The following is a 16,491-nucleotide window of genomic DNA, read 5'->3' on the forward strand; positions in this document are numbered from 1 at the left end:
ATTTGTTCTTTAATTGCCCATTGAGCAATAAGCTCAGTAGGGCAATCTAAACCTAAAAGTTTAAACTTATCTTTTATTAATTCATTTTTACTTATTACTTCTTCCATATTTTACTCCATTAAAAATCGAAAGATGCGAAATCATTATCAGGTGGTAATATTTGCATCACAGATTTCACTTCTACTGTTGGATGTTCTTCTGGCATCTTGGGCTCAAACTGAAATTCACTATAATGAGGTTTAAGGGACCAATCTGCTTTGTATTGCTCCAGCACGCTATAAGAATCGAAATCAAGAATATAAACATCATCTAAATTTCTCATAATGCGAGCTTTCTTTTGTTTATAGCTAAAAGGAACTCCATATCTGCGTCCTTCGTAATAAACAAAACCATCTAGTGTTATTGCTCTAGATGGTGCAAGATAAGGCATTATTAATTCTTTTGCTGGAGATTCAATAAGTGGTTCTGTTTTATGAATTTCAGCAGGTATAACTCCAAGACCTTTTTGTAAATGACTATTTTCTTTCATACACCAATTTAGTGCTTGAGTGTTTAGATCATTTACATTGATGAATGTTCTACCTTGAATAAAATTATTTTTTACAAACTGTACTAACCTTTCAACTGCTCCTTTAGTCCATGGATGCTTGACCTTACAAAGTCTTGTTTCTACACCTAAGAGATTTTGAAAATCGTCATATTCCTTATTAAATATTGGATTTCCATTACAATCTCTATGGCTTGAAACACTAGCCATATTATCCGTAAGAATAATCTTAGGTACTCCCATTACCATAAAGGCATGAATCATCCCTATAAAAAGGCTTTCTTGCTTTGCATTTGGGAAAAACTCAATAAATCTAAAACCGCAATGATGACAAACCATCGCAAAACATGCACATTTCCACACTTTTCCAAAGCTGTCGATTACATTAACAAAACCCCAATCCATTTGATACATTTCTCCAGGACCTGTACTATAACGATTAACCTTGCCTTGTGGTTTTTGTATTATTAGGCGTTTCGCTGGTATTAGATTTTGATTAGTTTTTATAAAGTTTTTTACTGTTGTTAGGCCACCCAAATAACCTAATTCTTTTATTTGCTCATATATTACAGATGAGTTAGTTACTCCTTGTTTCAAAAGTTCTACAGCTCTTTGCTCACCTTTTCCAGCAATTAAGTGGTTATCCTTTTTGTGGCTATTCCCATGTGGTTTTACCTCAAGGCCATTTTCCAACAACCTTTTGATTTTTTTACGAGATAAACTTGTTCTTCTTTGAATTTCAGGTAAGTTAAGCTTTCCATCTTTTTTGAAAGCAATTCCTTCTGCCTTCATTTTTTCAATTTCATTAGTTATAATGTTAATAGCATCTTTGTCTTTTTGCATATTACTCCTTTGCACTTTTAGTATGGATTGTATGTGCTGGATTATATCAAAATTACTTAAGATGCTTTTCCTTTTTTAACTGACTTTTTTTATCCCTTTTTAATTGACTACTTTTAAATTGTTCCTTTTTAGTTGACTATTTCTGTCCCTTTTTAGCCGACTCCAACATATGTTCACCGCAGCATTCACGTCCCTGTCGTGATACACCCCGCATTCCGGGCATGTCCACTTACGGACACTGAGGTCTTTGGTGCTCGGCCACACATGTCCGCAGACGGAGCAGGTTTGGGACGACGGGTAGTACCGTCCAATCCTGATGACCCTGGTCCCGTACTTTCGGGCACTCCACTCCAAGATTTCCACAAACTCTGAAAACGCATAGTCGTGGACCTTGCGTCCCCACATCCTCGCCATACCCTTGATATTAAGGTCTTCTATGGCTATGACGCCGTACCTTGAACAGAGTTCGTGGCTTAGCTTCCAGAACCAGTCCCTTCTCCTGTTGGCGATATCTTGGTGCCTGCGGTACAGTGCCTTCAGTGCACACTCGTATCCGTTGCTCCCCATCACCTTACGGCTCAGGGCACGGCTGGCTTTTCGGACTTCGTTTACTCCCTGTCTGAAAAACTCCGGGGATCTGATCACACTGCCGTCCGACAGCGAAAGAAACGTCTTGAGTCCGAAGTCCATGCCGACCTCACCGCGCCCGTCCCTGGTTTCAAGCATGGTGACGGGGCTGTCGGTGGTGACGTAGACGAAAAACTCTCTGAGTATGTTGCGCTTTACCGTTACGGTCTTGATTTTGATCCGTTCCAAGAGTCCGTCATAGGAGTCCCAGTATCTGTAGATGTGTCCGTTTATGCTTATGCGTCCGCCAGTAAGGAATCTGTATCCCGCCTGTTTGTAGGTGACGCTTTTGTACTTTTTGACCTTGCGACGTCGCGGTGGCGAACATTTGACTCCCTTCTCCCTGTTAGTGAAAAACAGCTTGTACGCCCTGTATATCCTGTCGGTTATCTCCTGTACTGCCTGGCTTCCCACATAACGCCAGTGGTGGTTTTCATCCTCGTTGCGAAGACCACGGAGCTGTTTCTGGAGTTCATATTTATCCAAAAGCTTCCCTGTTTCGGTATAGTGGTCCTGTATGATTGTCAGTGCCGTGTTGTATATGATCCCGGCGATATTTATCATATCACTAAGGTATCCGAAGTCATCGCTGCCATACAGTTTTACTGTCAGTGTCCGCATGACATCATTATAGCACATTTTTATGGCATTATGCATTACCGCCTTTCATCTCACGGACAAGGCGCGTGAGCTTTCTCGGCGGTTAATTTGTAAAACCCTTTTGAAGATAAAAAGTAGAAATATTCAATTCTTTTGCGATAACACTTGCATTAATATCCTCTTTTATATTGTCCTCAATGTAGTTAATGCAATCACCAATTAGCTTCATCCACTCCAATTTATTACTCCTCAAAGCTACAAGATACAATGTCACTTAGCAGGTATCTCGATTTATCTTGCACATATTTGTCGATTTATTAATTATAGTGGAGGTTATACTTATTTAAACAATAAAAAAAGCTACTGCTTTTAATCACAGTAGCTTAGATAATGAATTTAATTTTTATCTCTTCTTATATCCGCACTTTGGACATACACCCTCTTCATTAAGAGCAATTCCGCAAAGTGGACATCTGTCCATAGATTTTGTTACTTCATACTCTTGAGATGCAGCATTAACACCACTAGTAAATGTAATCTTAGCAATATTAAGTTTATCCTTTAGAAGGTCATAAACGATCTTAATCATTCCCTCTACTGTCATAGTTTCCTTTGTTACAACTAATCTGCAATCAGGATAAGCAGTAGCTAGCTCTGTCTTAAAAGCCTCTCCCTTCATAGTGTTTTGTGGGTGGCCATTTCTAATACCCTGTTTTTCATATACATCAAGAATAGCAGGAAGAAGAGGATCATCCTCTCTTAGAATAAGAGCATGGTCAAAGTTCTTAAGAACATCCCACGCTGTTTTCTGGATTTCATTACATGGGAATGCCATGTTTACTCCAGGATTAACACTATCTTCAACTTCAATAGTTAAAACACCAGAGTGTCCATGTAGGTACTGAGCCTCACCTCTAAAGCCATAGAATCTGTGAGCATACTGCAATTGAATAGTTGTAATACTTCTCATTATCTCCTCCTTATTAGGAATCATTCCTAATAAGTTAAATATAACACTATCATTTTTTACTGTCAATAAAAAAAGAATAAGCAGAGGATTCTTATTTTTTTTATGTAAATAATTCATTTTATTTTATATAAATGCTTCATGATCTATTGTTAAAACATTAGCTTTATATTTAGCACTATTTAATAGAATAGCATTAATAGTATTTTTGAAACAAAATGTAGCCCTGCATGAGCTAGCATTGAATATTGAATTCCATATTTAATGTAGTAATAGCCAAATACAAAGCCAAATAAGCCATTAAGGAAGAAGCATCTAAATACTATTAAGAAATTTAAATGTCCAAATAGTGATATCGTTGTAGGAAGATGTCCCGCAGAAAAAACTATTGCTGCTATTATATTTGCAGTCATTAACACTCTATTACTAACATTTTTCTTCCTTTGGATAAGACTTACTATAAATGCTATTAATGTCATAAAGAAGAGTCTGAGTAAGACCTCTTCAATTATTCCACCATATATTTAGGAGCCTAAAAAATATGGTAAAGTAATTCCTTTATCATATTCCTTCGCAACTTCAGGAATTAGATACCCAAAGATAGGAGCATCGAGGAAAAATAATATTCCTAAAGCTGATACTTGAATACAAACTCTCTTTAAGCTTTCCTTTTCAAAGGTTAGCTTCCTCATAAGACCTAATCTTGTAGACATCAAATATCCTGTAAAGGCTGTAAAGAGAGCATATATTGCACTTTGAGCCATAGTAAGGAGGTAAAACTGTTCCTTAGTACCAACCTGCTCTAATATTAGAGCTCTCATATCATTTGTATAATATGAAAATGTATACATACCAATTAAATATCCACCAATAGCTCCTATAATTGCCATTACTATTGAAAATAAAATTGCTTTCTTCATACTCTCTCCTCTACTGGTGCTGAAATAATATAGAGCTCTCTATTTTTTCTATTCTTATTCATCTCTTTATTCATATTTGCTTCTATTAATTTGTTAATCTGAGCTAGTAGTGATGAAAACTCTTCATCACTTAAAACAAGATGCACACCTGATATTGTTAATAGATCTTTATAAGGATCTGCACTGTCCTTTTCAAAGTAGCGAGTAAAGGAGCCTTTAATACACATTAATGCTGTATCGATTTCATCAATACTACCCTCAGGAGCTTTTGCCAGCTTAACAGTTCTCTCAAAGCCACCTCTCTTTTGCTCCTCAGATACGACCTCTAAAGCACCGACCTTTATTAAATCACGAACATACCTATAAAGCGATGCTTGTGGGATATCAGAGAGGACTTCAGCTAAGCTCTTTGTAGTAATTGTCCCAGCAGAATATATAGCTGTCAAAATTCTTTGACTGACAGGCTTCATACTAAATTTAATTCTTTCTTTACTCATTGCTTTATATTATTATCATTTTTGATAACAATCAACAAATAAGAAAAACCTTTTCGTTTATTTAAATTTGTATATTATAAATTTGATAGGAGAAAACAATGGAAGAAGTATTTGAATTACTTAAGAAAATTGGAACTTATTATCTTGCTACAGTAGATGGTGATAAGCCAAGGGTAAGACCATTTGGTACAGTCGATTTATATAATGGAAAGCTATATATTCAAACTGGTAAGAAAAAGGATGTATCAAAGCAAATTGAGAAAAATCCAAATGCAGAGCTATGTGCATTTCAAGATGGTGTTTGGGTTAGAGTTTCTGGTAAGCTTGTAAATGATGATTCAAGAGAAGCAAAAAAGCATATGCTTGATAACTACCCTAACCTTCGTGGTATGTACAATGAGGATGATAACAACACTCAGGTTTTATATTTTGAGGATGGTGTTGCAACAATTTATAGCTTCACTTCCCAGCCTAAGGTAATTAAGCTATAAGCTTTAGGGCAGAGCTTATCTGCCCAAAGCATTTATTTTATTAAAGAGCCATCGGTAGTAACTATAGTTACACTCCATGGAATTACTTTTCCGCTTTCCTTTAAAGCTCTTTTTACTGCATTTTCTAAGCCACCACAGCATGGTACCTCCATGCGTAGTACTGAGATATTTACAATATTATTATTTTTTATAATTTGAGTTAGCTTTTCTGCGTAATCGATATTATCGAGCTTTGGACATCCAATTAATGTTATATGATCTTTAATAAAATCTTGGTGTATGGAAGCATATGCAAATGCTGTGCAATCGGCAGCAACAAGAAGCTTAGCACCATTAAAATATGGAGCATTAACAGGAACAAGCTTTATTTGAACAGGCCATGAAGTAAGCTCACTAACACATTTAATAATAGGCTCACAAGATACCTCTTTTTTATTAATAGCTTTTACTCTAGAGCCTGGACATACGAAGCTTTTTTTCGCTTTTGATGCAAGCACTGCTTCTTCGTTATAGGCAGGAGCCTCTCTCATTTCAAAAGTAATAGCATCAACAGGACATGCAGGTAGACAGTCACCAAAGCCATCACAATAATCTTCACGAGTAAGCTGTGCCTTTCCATTTACCATCTCGATAGCACCCTCATGGCAAGCTGATGCGCAAGCACCACATCCATTACACTTTGTTTGATCAATCTTGATAATTTTTCTAAGCATAAAATCTCCTATCGCAAAACAAAATATAATAGTTTAGTAGGAAAAAGTATATCTGTTTTTAGCTACTCAAAAATTGTAGACAACTGCCCTCTTAATATTTGTGATAGCATTTTAATTGATATTAATTATTTTATAACCCTTTTATATCCCTCAATATTCTTGAAAGCTCATCATCATTAGTCGGAAGATGCGTTTCAAAGGAAATTGTCTTATTGTATCCAAGTTTTTTTAATATTTTTACTCCTTTGAATATATAAGTATCACCACTTTCTAAAACTCTTCTATTATCACCAGCAATGTGAACATGCTCTATAAATGGATAGCATTCATTTAAGCTTTCTAGTGGTTCGTCATTACACATCATGTGGAATAAATCAACCATAAGAGAAAAGTATGGAGAAGATACTTTTTTTACCAGCTCTAAACCTTCTAATGCGGAAGTTATTAGATTACAGCTATTTCTTTCAAAAGGTTCAATGAGAACTTTTATTTCATATTTTTTACATTCAGGGATAATAACATTAGAGATAATTGATGCAAATTGATCAAAAGCCTCTTCATGTGTTTGTTCATTCTCATCATATGCTCTTGCAGGACCACTACCCAAAACAATTTTCTTTATTCCCAGCTTTGAACACTTTGGAAGGACATTATTAAGATAATTTATAATTTTATTAGGATCAGCATCCTTTCCTGTTAATCTTATAAATCCTGGAAAAAAATTACAAACGACATTACCTACTAAACCTTCGTTCCTTGTTTGATCAATTAATTTATCAAAATCTTCATCAGATAAATTTAGAAAGTTCATCATTGGATACTCTACATAATCAAAACCTGTAGAACGAATTAATGTTAAAAGCTCTGTTCCTAATTGAAATAACGGGGTTGTTGAAAACCCCGTGCAATACCCATATCTCATATTATTCCCAACTAATATTCAACTCATTAAGCATTTTCTTAACGGACTCAACTGCCATTCTATATTTATCAGGTGAAGTTGATCCCCCAAATTGACCAGCAATATCAAGATGAGGTTCCATAGAAATAAACATATCTTTATCTCTATGTTGATTAAAAACATACTTAATATTGGAGTCTCCTTCTCCAGGTACCTTCATTATTTTTTCTTTGATAGAATAATCTTTTACATGAATATATGTAATGTAATCATGCATATTCTTCTCAGCTTCAATAACATCTTCACCAGCTACAGAATAATTAGCAGGATCAAAAACTAGTCCAAAATTAGGTGAATTAAGCTCCTTCGCAATTTCTCTTGATTGTAAACTAAGCTCTCCATAAATTGCATGCTCATTCTCATGAAGTAGAATAATATTACTCTCTCTTGCAATTTCTGCCATCTTTGCAAGACGTTTAAATACTTCTTCCCTTTTTTCTAAAATGTTTCCTTTAGAATAAAAGGAGAATACTCGAACAAAAGAACATCCAAAGTATTTTGCAAGAAAAATAGCTCTATCAAGTCTATTAAGCTCATATGAAAAATCATCTTCAATATAAGTTTTTCCTATAGGAGAACCTATACAAGAGACTTTGATACCATATTGACTGGAAATATCTTTTATCTTTTTTATATGATCATCAGATAGCTCCATAACATTAATGCCCCATGCAGATCTGAGCTCAAAATATTTCAAGCCCATATCATGCCAAATTGACATTTGTTTCTCAAAATCTCGATCTAGTTCATCTGCAAAACCTGAAATATGAAACATATAGCCTCCTTAATCACTTTTTCTTTGCTAAACGTCTTCTATTCATTAAGTTTGAATATACCTTTGTTTGAGAAATTATAAGGTAAGCAATCAATAACATAAAGAATATTGAAATTGGTCTTGTAAAGAAAATACCAAGATTACCATCATGAAGTATTAAAGCTCTTCTAAGGTTTTCATCCGCTGTATTTCCTAGAATAATTCCTAGTAGAAATGGTGCTCCAGGGAAATGCATATAGCTCATAGCAATACCTAATAAGCCAAAAACAAACATCAACTTAATATCAAATAATCTATTTGAAACTACAAAAGAACCGATTACACAACAGATAAATACTATTGGCATTAATATTTTTGCATCAACAGAAAGAACTTTAACAGAGAATTTTGAAATACCCATAGCTAAAACCCACATGATACAAGAAGCCAATGACATAAATATTATTACATAATACAAGAACTCAGGAGTATCACTCATAAGCATTGGACCAGGTCTATATCCATGCATCCAGAATGCGGCAAGAAGTACTGCAGCAGATGTACTTCCAGGTATCGCAAGTGATAATACAGGAATAATCGCACCTCCAATTGCAGCATTATTTCCAGCTTCAGCAGAGCAAACGCCATCAATACAGCCCTTACCCCACAGCTCTGGAGTCTTAGATCTTTTCTTTTCTGCCCAATATGAAATCCAGCCACCAGTATCTTCACCTACACCAGGAATTGCTCCCATTGACATTCCTAATAATCCACTTCGTAAAATATTAAACCAGTTTCTACCTAAAATAGATAATCCCTCTTTAATACTGTACTTAGAATTGGTAACCATCTCAGTTTTTTTAGAAGAAATAGCTCTTATAACCTCTGGGAAGCCAAAGATACCAATCATTACAGGAAGAAGTGAAATACCTGCTGAAAGATTCATATTACCAAATGTAAATCTCTTATATGAGTAGATTGTTTCAAGTCCTACTTGGCTCATTAATAGGCCAATAAAACCACTAATCCATCCCTTTAGAGGATCACCATTTGAGGTTAAGTTTCCACAAATTACAATACCAAATACTGCAAGTAAGAACATTTCATGACTCATGAATTTCAATGCAAATTTAGTAAGTATAGGTGTAAAGAATGCAACACAAATGATACTAATTAATGTACCAAAGAAAGATGAACCTGTTGCTACGAATATAGCAAGTCCAGCTTTTCCTTTTTTTGCTAAAGGATGACCTTCCATAGCTGTAGCAGCTGATGCAGGTGTTCCAGGAATATTCAATAATATAGCTGATTGGTTTCCACCAGAGATAGCACCAATATATATTGCTAATAAAGACAATATAGCTAATGGGCCACTAAAATTATATGTCAATCCAGTTAATAATGCTACGGCCATTGTAGAGGTCAAGCCCGGGAGCATTCCAAATAACAGACCAACAAATACAGATAAAATTAAAGCTAGAATACCCATTGGAGAAAGGGCGATACTAAAAGCCTCTGCAATATATGCTAATACATCCATAATTTCTCCTCCTCTTAAGGCATTGGAACTTTAAATATTACTTGGAAAACTAAGATAATTGCACCGGTAGCACACGCAGAAATAACAACCATCTTTAAAATTCTTTTCCAAGATTTCTCAAAATTAACAAATATTAGAATTGCTGATAATGCAATAAAAGTTGCTATAGCAAAAGGAAGCTTACCTACCATAAAATAAATGTAGATAAAGAACATTAATAAAATTACAAGAGACTTATGTACACTTTTACTTTTTACAAATTCTAAGGAAAAGTTTTTTAAGTCCTTTAAGCATACAGAAAAAGAATGCTCTTTAACTGTTCGATAAAAGTAAATTATTGACATCAGCAAAAGAGCTGAACCAATGATAAAAGGCATCAATCCTGATGAATAGTAAAATTCATCAACATAGTCATCCTTCCAATATACAAAGCTCATAATGATTACATATACAGAAACTGCAAAAATAATCACTGAGGCTAAAATATCTAAACCACATCGTGTTTCAGGTCGTTTTTTTTCTTCACTCATAGTATTTACATATAATGCCAGGGGAATTATCCCTGGCATTTACTTAAACTCATTCTCTTTTATTAGCGAGAATATCCGTAAACTTCAGGTGACTTTTTAGCTTCACCAAGATCATACAATGTATAACCGATAGATCTTACAGCATCATCCTTAAGCTTATTTGATGATTCAATAGTCATATTCTGAAGAAGAATCATACCCTTTTCATTTGAGAAGTTCTTAGCTTTTTCAGACTGACATGCCTTAATAAATGCATCTTCAAGAACCTTCTTATTTGCTTCAGGAACATCAGATGGGAACATCAAACCAAATGCATCACCAATTGGGAGAGATGAAGCGAGTTCAGGAATATAGTTCTTAATAGATGGAACTGTGTAGCTTACTCCATCAAGAACGAGGTCATCTTCTGTTAAAGCACATAATGCAACTAAATCACCAGATCTAAGAAGATCAATCATTTCATTTGAAAGCTGTGATGTGAAATCTACTTCACCAGCGAGAAGAGCTGTAATTGCAGCAGCACCACCACTATAGCTAATATTCTTTCCCTTACCCATTGTCTTATCAGTAGCAGAAAGAACCATTACAGCATTGTAACCAGATGAACCTACACCTGCTACACCATTCTTTAATGTACCAGCTGGATTATCTTTTAAAGCTTTATAGAGATCTTCAAAGCTCTTATAAGGGCTATTCTTTGAAACAGCAATTACACATGGGACATAGTAAGCTGCCATATAATCCCAATCTTTTGGAGACCAGTCAGCAAGACCCATAATACCGTGTGAGTGTGGAGTTGCATTAGCAATTAATGTATATCCATCATGTGGTTTTAGGCGACAATCATTCATACCAACTGTACCTGTAGCACCTGGAGTATTTACAACACTAATATTAACACCCAATGTCTTTGACATATCATCAACAAGAAGTCTTCCGATAAGGTCTGATGAACCACCTGCATTCCATGGAACAATAAGTGTCATATCCTTGCTTGGGAATGGCTTTTCACTTGCACCCTGTGCGAATACAGATGCACAGATAACTAATACAGCGATAAGAGAAACTATAACTTTCTTCATTTTTTATCTCCTTTTTATTTCATTATTTTATCGGATTTTTAATTTGTCAACTAATTTTATTAATATCTTATTTTTTACTTTATAGGTATTTTTTTAACAATAGCAATCAAATTATGCCATCATTTTTTAAATAGATAATTAATATTAATTCATATCATTCCTAATTTCTAAACAATCTTTCCGCATTTAATAACTTTATCAATATTGAAGTCCTTATCAAATAATATTAAATCAGCTCTTTTCCCTTCCTTTATATCTCCCGTAATTTTGTCTATTCCAATAAGTGATGCTGGTTGAGTAGATGTAATACAAGAAGCCTCAGAAGGTGTTAAGCCAACGATATTAATTAGAGTTCTTACTAAGGTATCTCCAGTAGCAATAGAGCCTGCAAAGCATGACCTATCTGGCATTTTTGCGATATTATCCTCAATAATTACCTTTGTACCATTATTTTTAGGACCCAAAATAGATTCCCCATCACCACAACCTGCGGCTCTCATGCTATCAGAACATGTAATTATCTTTCTCTTATCTTTAAATCTAAAAATAAAGTCTAGCAAAGAAGGAGGTAGATGGAGTCCATCAGCTATTATCTCAACATTTAAATCGTCTATTAAATAGCCCGCTTCAATTGTACCAAGTATTCTAAAGCCTCCCTTACGAGTTATTGAGCTCATACCAGAGTAGAAATGAGTTAAAAGTGATAAGCCATGGTCAAAAGCCTTTGTTATATCTTCATAGGTTGCAGCTGTGTGTCCAGCAGAAATTAATATATTCTGTTTATTAAGCTCATCCATCAGCCCAATTGCTCCATCTAATTCAGGTGCAATTGACCAACGTTTAATAATGCCTTCACCCTTTTCTAATATCCTTGAATAATCTTTTTTATTGGGAGTTCGTATATATCTTTCATCTTGAGCTCCCTTTTGGATAGGGTCAAAATAAGGCCCCTCAAGGTGTACACCAGGCATATTAGGAAGTATTTCTTTAGAGCTACTTACTTTTCTAAAATTATCTAAAAATAAAAACAAATCCTCATCTGATGATGTAAGAGTTGTTGGTAGTAAAGTTGTTGTACCATGAGTAAGAGCTGATTTAGCTGCTGAAATTATATCTTCAGTGCTACCATCCATGTAATCAAAACCACCACTTCCGTGTGTATGAAGATCGACAACTCCAGGATACAAATATTTTCCTTCTCCATCTAAGACACAATCAGCACTAACAATACTATTTGATAGCTCTTTTATTATTCCGTCTTCAATAATTACATTGCATTTTCTTATCTTATCCTTTAGTACAGCAAATACATTATTTATTGCTATTCTCATAGTACCCCCTAATCATTTCAAAAATTAAAGCTCCATACTTCTCTAAAGCCTTTATTTTCTGTGTATATCCTTTACTAATTGACTTTGTAAGTAGCTTTGATGCTTTTTCTTTGTCACCTACTTTAAGAGAACTTATTATCTGCTTATATTCGTCAGCTGCTTTTTTATTTACGCTAGCTAATGATATTACATTAGCTAACTTCATTCTTGAATAAATACTTTTATAGCTAGCAGATAATATTGAATTATCGTATGTCGCAAATAGCAAATTGTGAAACTCTAAGTCTATATCAAGCGCATTTACATAGTTTTGTCCTTTAATATAGTTCTCTTCTTTCTTAATTAATTCTTCTGCCTTCTCTAAATCAATATTTTCATTATGTTTGATAATATAAGGTTCTAAACATAATCTTGCCTCATAAAGAGAATCCAAAAAGTGTCTATCTAATTTAACCACATTAAAGCTTGAATTACTTTTTTCAACAATTCCATCAGATAATAGCATTAACAAGGCTTGTCTAATTGGAGTTCTACTAATATTCAGTTTTCCACTTAAAGTATAATCAGATAGCACTTCACCAGGTGCTATCTTATATGTGAAGATCATTTCTTTTATTTTATTATAGGAATATAATACTAAATTATTTTGTGTACACATATTGTATACAATTATATTACAGATTATTTATATTTCAATAAAAATATTTTCTTTATTAATATATAAATATTTTCTTGACTTAATAAACAATCCCCTATTAATCTATTAAATATTGGAGGAAAAATGATAGAAAAAAAATTTGATAATATTAATTTATTTATCTTTCCAACAAGAGAAGAAATGGGAAAAAAAGCTGCAGATGATGCTGAAATATGTATAAATAAGTTACTAAAGAATAAATCAGAGATTAACTGTGTCTTTGCGGCAGCTCCATCACAAAATGATTTTCTTGCAGAGCTGGTAACAAGGAATATTGAATGGAATAGAATTAATGCATTCCATATGGATGAGTATGTTGGTTTTAATATTGGGCATAAAAACTCATTTAACTACTTTCTTTCAAATGCAATTTTTTCTAAGGTCCCATTCAAAAGTGTAAACTTAATAGATGGCTCAAAAAAAGATGAAGATAAAAGATATGCTTCTCTATTAAAAAACATAAATATAGATATTACATTTATGGGTATAGGAGAAAATGGACACATAGCCTTTAATGATCCATGGGTTGCAGATTTCAAAGATAAAAAGAGTGTAAAAATTGTGAAGCTTGATGAAACATGTAGAATGCAACAAGTCCATGATGGATGCTTTGCAACAATAGATGATGTTCCTAAAGAAGCTTTAACATTAACAATACCAAAGCTTTTTTCTAGCAATCATATATTCTGTATAGTACCTACAGAAAAGAAGCATGAGGCAACAATCAAAACCTTAAAAGGTGAAATTTCAGAAACCTGCCCTGCTTCTATTCTTCGTCTACATGAGGATGCTAAAATGTATATAGACGAAGCTTGTGCAGGAAATTTACTGTAGATGATTTTGGTCCTGTAGTTTTTACCTGCAGGACTAAAACAAAAATTGTTTAGCAATCAAATATATTCCATTTAATCCTATAAAAATATAAATAATCTTTTTAAGCAGGAATCCCTCTATTTTTCTCAATAGATTTATACCGATAAGTGATCCTAGAATAAACATTATCATTAGGTATAAAATAATAGGAACATCACTTGCTTCATATATACCTGACAATAATCTAACAGAAATGCATGCGATACTTGACAGTAAAAAAAACACTTGAGAAGATGCAAAGTATTCTATTTTATCATTTATTGATGGTACTAAGTACAAAGCAACAGGGGGACCAGCCAAGCCAAAAAAGGCATTTGTAAAACCTGAGAATGCTCCCATCAAAAAGCCATTTATCTTGCTAGGGATTATGTTAATATGGTTTACAACAATTAAATAATAGATAGAAAGAACGATAAATAATAATCCTAGAAGAATTATCATCATTTCTGCTTTTATTGATATTGAAATAATCGAAAAAACAACTCCTAACCCTATGCCAGGAATTAATGCAGGCCATAGTACATCCCATCGAATCTTTTTAAAATATATTATTGTAAATACAATATTAATAATTATAACACTACCTTGAACTAAAGCTACAGACTTTGTAACAGGAAAGAAAAATGGCATTACATTAATTAATAATACAGCCCCACCGAACCCCATTGTAGTTTGAATTATTGCTCCTAAAAAGGCTACACATCCAATTAATAAATACACAACCATATTTCTTTTATTTTAAGACCTCAATTATATTTTTAGAAATTAAGTTTATTGCACGGTCTAATATTATTTTTCCTTTTTCTTCAGAAGCATTTTGTATATTTCCCCAACTTCCACTTTTACAATATGAATGAAAATTACTATAGGAAGTGCATACATTACTTCCTCCATATAAATGCTTAACTTTTAATTTAATATCTTCTATAGGTTGTTCGTTTAGAGCTTTGCTTAAATCAATCAATTTTGAATTTATAGCCAGAGAAACACTTGTGATTTGTTCTGCGCCATGCCCTGTTCCGTATTCTTTATCCGTTATAATATCACAAGATACTTGAGAACATGCCTTCCAAAAATCAACGAAAGCGCAATTGACTCCCTCAGCATATAGTTTTCGGCATGCACAATCAACAGATCTACTATTCAATGAATGAGTAACCAAGAAGACTATATTCTGTGCTGAACTTTTAAAAAAAGAAAGTGCAACATGATAATATAAATCCGACAAGGTTTTAGTAGGAATATTAACTGTACCTTTAAAATCTTCCATCTCAAGAGTATCACCATATGCAATCACTGGGGCATAACACATATTACAATTATCAGCAATAATAGGAGCTAAATAGGATGCTATGTGATAATCAATCCCAGTTGTTCCATGCCTCCCACATTGTTCTATAGAAGCAACAGGTATAATAATTCCATTATTATTTTGAAGTGCATCAACTACTTCTTCTGATGTTAGAAACGTGATATCTCTAATATTCATATTCTCTCTTTTACTCTTACAGGTTTTCCAATCAATGCAGACTCTGTAATTGCTAATACAACATCCATTGTTTTTACACCATCACAGATATCAGATTTAACAGGGGTATTATACAAAATAGAATCTATAAATTCGTTGATTTCACTATTAAAAGGATGACATGATACAGTACCTGTATCAGGACCTTGCATTGGTAAATCAATCCATTTTTCCTGCATAGGGAAAAGCTTGTTGGACCAAAATCTATTATTCCTTATTGCTCCCTTAGATCCCAAGACATCAATATTAGCTTGATATGGATAATTAATTCCATCAAGACATGCAGATAATCTACCCACAGAATTGTTTTTAAACTTTACAGATGCACTTAAAGTTGTGGGATAATCAAAATCTTCTCTATATTTTGTAGAAAAAGCAAAGACTTCAGTAATATCACCATTCAAATATCGAGCATTATCTGCGGCATGACACCCACCTGTAATCATCGCACCACCAGCAAACTTTTGTTGCCTAATCCAATTATAGCTTGCAAATGATTTTTTTATTCCATGCCAATAATCACATCCACAAAAGAAAATATTTCCTATAGAATCTTCTTCAATAAGTCTTTTAAGGTTTATTAATAAAGGTTCCCACCTTCCAACAAAACTTACCACACTTTTCTTACTACTTTTTTTTGCTGCATCATATAATGCATCTGTTTCTTCATAAGTTATACCAACAGGTTTTTCCAACAATATGTGTTTATCAGCAGCAAGTGTTAAAATAGCATCCTTAGCATGCAGATAATTTGGCATACATTCAGTAACAATATCAACTTCAACATCATTAAGCATATCTTCTAAATTAGTGTAAATCTTTGCATTAGGACAATGCTGATGCACAAATCTAGAGGTACTATCTTCAGAACGCCCACAAACACCTGCAATATAAGTATTTGGATTTGCAATAAAACCTGCAACATGTTGTATTGCAACACTTCCTGTACCGTGAATTCCTACTCCCAGTCTCCCTTTATCATCCATAATT

The 16,491-nt window shown here is 33.8% G+C and carries 20 protein-coding genes; 2 read left to right on the forward strand and 18 right to left on the reverse strand.

The annotated features are described in order from the left end of the window. Nucleotides 1-118: 118 nt before the first annotated feature. The 7 genes from istA to FYJ80_RS06045 form a co-directional block, all read right to left on the reverse strand. Complete coding sequence (gene istA / locus FYJ80_RS06020) at nucleotides 119-1,390, reverse strand: IS21 family transposase (RefSeq protein ID WP_154425303.1); 1,272 nt, start codon at nucleotides 1,388-1,390, stop codon at nucleotides 119-121. Nucleotides 1,391-1,489: 99 nt separating this feature from the next. Next, nucleotides 1,490-2,638: an RNA-guided endonuclease InsQ/TnpB family protein gene (locus FYJ80_RS06025; RefSeq protein WP_206360990.1), complete on the reverse strand. Its 1,149-nt coding sequence runs from the start codon at nucleotides 2,636-2,638 to the stop codon at nucleotides 1,490-1,492. An 82-nt stretch (nucleotides 2,639-2,720) separates the two neighbouring features. Further along, nucleotides 2,721-2,855: a helix-turn-helix transcriptional regulator gene (locus FYJ80_RS12055; RefSeq protein WP_206360991.1), complete on the reverse strand. Its 135-nt coding sequence runs from the start codon at nucleotides 2,853-2,855 to the stop codon at nucleotides 2,721-2,723. Nucleotides 2,856-3,020: 165 nt separating this feature from the next. Beyond that, nucleotides 3,021-3,587, reverse strand: coding sequence for a 6-carboxytetrahydropterin synthase (locus FYJ80_RS06030; RefSeq protein WP_154425305.1), 567 nt, complete (start codon nucleotides 3,585-3,587; stop codon nucleotides 3,021-3,023). A gap of 179 nt (nucleotides 3,588-3,766) precedes the next feature. Continuing rightward, on the reverse strand, nucleotides 3,767-4,108 hold the full coding sequence (locus tag FYJ80_RS06035; RefSeq protein WP_328596761.1) for a CPBP family glutamic-type intramembrane protease: 342 nt from the start codon (nucleotides 4,106-4,108) through the stop codon (nucleotides 3,767-3,769). Next, complete coding sequence (locus tag FYJ80_RS06040) at nucleotides 4,109-4,504, reverse strand: hypothetical protein (protein ID WP_154425307.1); 396 nt, start codon at nucleotides 4,502-4,504, stop codon at nucleotides 4,109-4,111. It abuts the gene before it with no gap. Next, entirely contained in the window at nucleotides 4,501-5,001 is a 501-nt protein-coding gene (locus tag FYJ80_RS06045) for a helix-turn-helix domain-containing protein (RefSeq protein ID WP_154425308.1), read from the reverse strand. The genes FYJ80_RS06040 and FYJ80_RS06045 overlap by 4 nt, the downstream gene beginning before the upstream one ends. Nucleotides 5,002-5,099: 98 nt before the next feature. Between FYJ80_RS06045 and FYJ80_RS06050 the strand changes: the two genes are divergently transcribed. Beyond that, complete coding sequence (locus FYJ80_RS06050; protein WP_154425309.1) at nucleotides 5,100-5,492, forward strand: pyridoxamine 5'-phosphate oxidase family protein; 393 nt, start codon at nucleotides 5,100-5,102, stop codon at nucleotides 5,490-5,492. Nucleotides 5,493-5,524: 32 nt separating this feature from the next. On the opposite strand, the gene FYJ80_RS06055 is transcribed toward FYJ80_RS06050, so the two are convergent. From FYJ80_RS06055 to FYJ80_RS06090, 8 genes are all read right to left on the reverse strand, one after another. Continuing rightward, complete coding sequence (locus FYJ80_RS06055) at nucleotides 5,525-6,205, reverse strand: ATP-binding protein (protein ID WP_154425310.1); 681 nt, start codon at nucleotides 6,203-6,205, stop codon at nucleotides 5,525-5,527. 130 nt (nucleotides 6,206-6,335) lie between these two features. Then, a complete protein-coding gene (locus FYJ80_RS06060) occupies nucleotides 6,336-7,127 on the reverse strand; it encodes a sugar phosphate isomerase/epimerase family protein (RefSeq protein ID WP_154425311.1) in 792 nt (263 codons plus the stop codon). Nucleotide 7,128: 1 nt separating this feature from the next. After that, nucleotides 7,129-7,941 carry a sugar phosphate isomerase/epimerase family protein gene (locus FYJ80_RS06065; RefSeq protein ID WP_154425312.1) on the reverse strand — a complete coding sequence of 271 codons (813 nt, stop codon included), beginning with the start codon at nucleotides 7,939-7,941 and terminating at the stop codon, nucleotides 7,129-7,131. A 13-nt stretch (nucleotides 7,942-7,954) separates the two neighbouring features. Further along, nucleotides 7,955-9,460: a tripartite tricarboxylate transporter permease gene (locus FYJ80_RS06070; protein WP_154425313.1), complete on the reverse strand. Its 1,506-nt coding sequence runs from the start codon at nucleotides 9,458-9,460 to the stop codon at nucleotides 7,955-7,957. A gap of 14 nt (nucleotides 9,461-9,474) precedes the next feature. Next, nucleotides 9,475-9,990, reverse strand: a complete 516-nt coding sequence (locus tag FYJ80_RS06075; RefSeq protein ID WP_206360992.1) for a tripartite tricarboxylate transporter TctB family protein — start codon at nucleotides 9,988-9,990, stop codon at nucleotides 9,475-9,477. 62 nt (nucleotides 9,991-10,052) lie between these two features. Next, the gene (locus FYJ80_RS06080) at nucleotides 10,053-11,072 is read right to left on the reverse strand and encodes a tripartite tricarboxylate transporter substrate binding protein (RefSeq protein ID WP_154425315.1); all 1,020 of its coding nucleotides are present in this window, start codon (nucleotides 11,070-11,072) and stop codon (nucleotides 10,053-10,055) included. Between the two features lie 167 nt (nucleotides 11,073-11,239). Next, a complete protein-coding gene (nagA, locus tag FYJ80_RS06085; RefSeq protein WP_154425316.1) occupies nucleotides 11,240-12,403 on the reverse strand; it encodes an N-acetylglucosamine-6-phosphate deacetylase in 1,164 nt (387 codons plus the stop codon). Continuing rightward, complete coding sequence (locus FYJ80_RS06090) at nucleotides 12,384-13,061, reverse strand: GntR family transcriptional regulator (protein WP_154425317.1); 678 nt, start codon at nucleotides 13,059-13,061, stop codon at nucleotides 12,384-12,386. Before FYJ80_RS06090 ends, nagA begins: the two co-directional genes overlap by 20 nt. Before the next feature lie 123 nt (nucleotides 13,062-13,184). Between FYJ80_RS06090 and FYJ80_RS06095 the strand changes: the two genes are divergently transcribed. Next, nucleotides 13,185-13,934 (forward strand): 6-phosphogluconolactonase, encoded by a 750-nt coding sequence (locus FYJ80_RS06095; RefSeq protein WP_154425318.1) that lies wholly within the window; start codon nucleotides 13,185-13,187, stop codon nucleotides 13,932-13,934. Between the two features lie 33 nt (nucleotides 13,935-13,967). On the opposite strand, the gene FYJ80_RS06100 is transcribed toward FYJ80_RS06095, so the two are convergent. The 3 genes from FYJ80_RS06100 to FYJ80_RS06110 are packed head-to-tail and all read right to left on the reverse strand — an operon-like array spanning nucleotide 13,968 to nucleotide 16,487. Then, entirely contained in the window at nucleotides 13,968-14,699 is a 732-nt protein-coding gene (locus tag FYJ80_RS06100; RefSeq protein WP_154425319.1) for a sulfite exporter TauE/SafE family protein, read from the reverse strand. 7 nt (nucleotides 14,700-14,706) lie between these two features. Beyond that, nucleotides 14,707-15,462 carry a creatininase family protein gene (locus tag FYJ80_RS06105; protein WP_154425320.1) on the reverse strand — a complete coding sequence of 252 codons (756 nt, stop codon included), beginning with the start codon at nucleotides 15,460-15,462 and terminating at the stop codon, nucleotides 14,707-14,709. After that, nucleotides 15,459-16,487 (reverse strand): Gfo/Idh/MocA family protein, encoded by a 1,029-nt coding sequence (locus FYJ80_RS06110; RefSeq protein WP_206360994.1) that lies wholly within the window; start codon nucleotides 16,485-16,487, stop codon nucleotides 15,459-15,461. Before FYJ80_RS06110 ends, FYJ80_RS06105 begins: the two co-directional genes overlap by 4 nt. Nucleotides 16,488-16,491: the final 4 nt, after the last annotated feature.

Source organism: Bullifex porci (assembly GCF_009695635.1).
GTDB lineage: Bacteria > Spirochaetota > Spirochaetia > Sphaerochaetales > Sphaerochaetaceae > Bullifex > Bullifex porci.

What these genes read in the sequence shown, in the direction of transcription:
- nagA (WP_154425316.1), bottom strand. Translation starts at nt 12,403, where the DNA reads ATGAGAATAGCAATAAATAATGTATTTGCTGTACTAAAGGATAAGATA.
- FYJ80_RS06060 (WP_154425311.1), bottom strand. Translation starts at nt 7,127, where the DNA reads ATGAGATATGGGTATTGCACGGGGTTTTCAACAACCCCGTTATTTCAA.
- FYJ80_RS06045 (WP_154425308.1), bottom strand. Translation starts at nt 5,001, where the DNA reads ATGAGTAAAGAAAGAATTAAATTTAGTATGAAGCCTGTCAGTCAAAGA.
- FYJ80_RS06095 (WP_154425318.1), top strand. Translation starts at nt 13,185, where the DNA reads ATGATAGAAAAAAAATTTGATAATATTAATTTATTTATCTTTCCAACA.
- FYJ80_RS06090 (WP_154425317.1), bottom strand. Translation starts at nt 13,061, where the DNA reads ATGTGTACACAAAATAATTTAGTATTATATTCCTATAATAAAATAAAA.
- FYJ80_RS06025 (WP_206360990.1), bottom strand. Translation starts at nt 2,638, where the DNA reads ATGCGGACACTGACAGTAAAACTGTATGGCAGCGATGACTTCGGATAC.
- FYJ80_RS06080 (WP_154425315.1), bottom strand. Translation starts at nt 11,072, where the DNA reads ATGAAGAAAGTTATAGTTTCTCTTATCGCTGTATTAGTTATCTGTGCA.
- FYJ80_RS06070 (WP_154425313.1), bottom strand. Translation starts at nt 9,460, where the DNA reads ATGGATGTATTAGCATATATTGCAGAGGCTTTTAGTATCGCCCTTTCT.
- FYJ80_RS06030 (WP_154425305.1), bottom strand. Translation starts at nt 3,587, where the DNA reads ATGAGAAGTATTACAACTATTCAATTGCAGTATGCTCACAGATTCTAT.
- FYJ80_RS06050 (WP_154425309.1), top strand. Translation starts at nt 5,100, where the DNA reads ATGGAAGAAGTATTTGAATTACTTAAGAAAATTGGAACTTATTATCTT.
- FYJ80_RS06105 (WP_154425320.1), bottom strand. Translation starts at nt 15,462, where the DNA reads ATGAATATTAGAGATATCACGTTTCTAACATCAGAAGAAGTAGTTGAT.
- FYJ80_RS06110 (WP_206360994.1), bottom strand. Translation starts at nt 16,487, where the DNA reads ATGGATGATAAAGGGAGACTGGGAGTAGGAATTCACGGTACAGGAAGT.
- FYJ80_RS06040 (WP_154425307.1), bottom strand. Translation starts at nt 4,504, where the DNA reads ATGAAGAAAGCAATTTTATTTTCAATAGTAATGGCAATTATAGGAGCT.
- istA (WP_154425303.1), bottom strand. Translation starts at nt 1,390, where the DNA reads ATGCAAAAAGACAAAGATGCTATTAACATTATAACTAATGAAATTGAA.
- FYJ80_RS06055 (WP_154425310.1), bottom strand. Translation starts at nt 6,205, where the DNA reads ATGCTTAGAAAAATTATCAAGATTGATCAAACAAAGTGTAATGGATGT.
- FYJ80_RS06100 (WP_154425319.1), bottom strand. Translation starts at nt 14,699, where the DNA reads ATGGTTGTGTATTTATTAATTGGATGTGTAGCCTTTTTAGGAGCAATA.
- FYJ80_RS06065 (WP_154425312.1), bottom strand. Translation starts at nt 7,941, where the DNA reads ATGTTTCATATTTCAGGTTTTGCAGATGAACTAGATCGAGATTTTGAG.
- FYJ80_RS06075 (WP_206360992.1), bottom strand. Translation starts at nt 9,990, where the DNA reads ATGAGTGAAGAAAAAAAACGACCTGAAACACGATGTGGTTTAGATATT.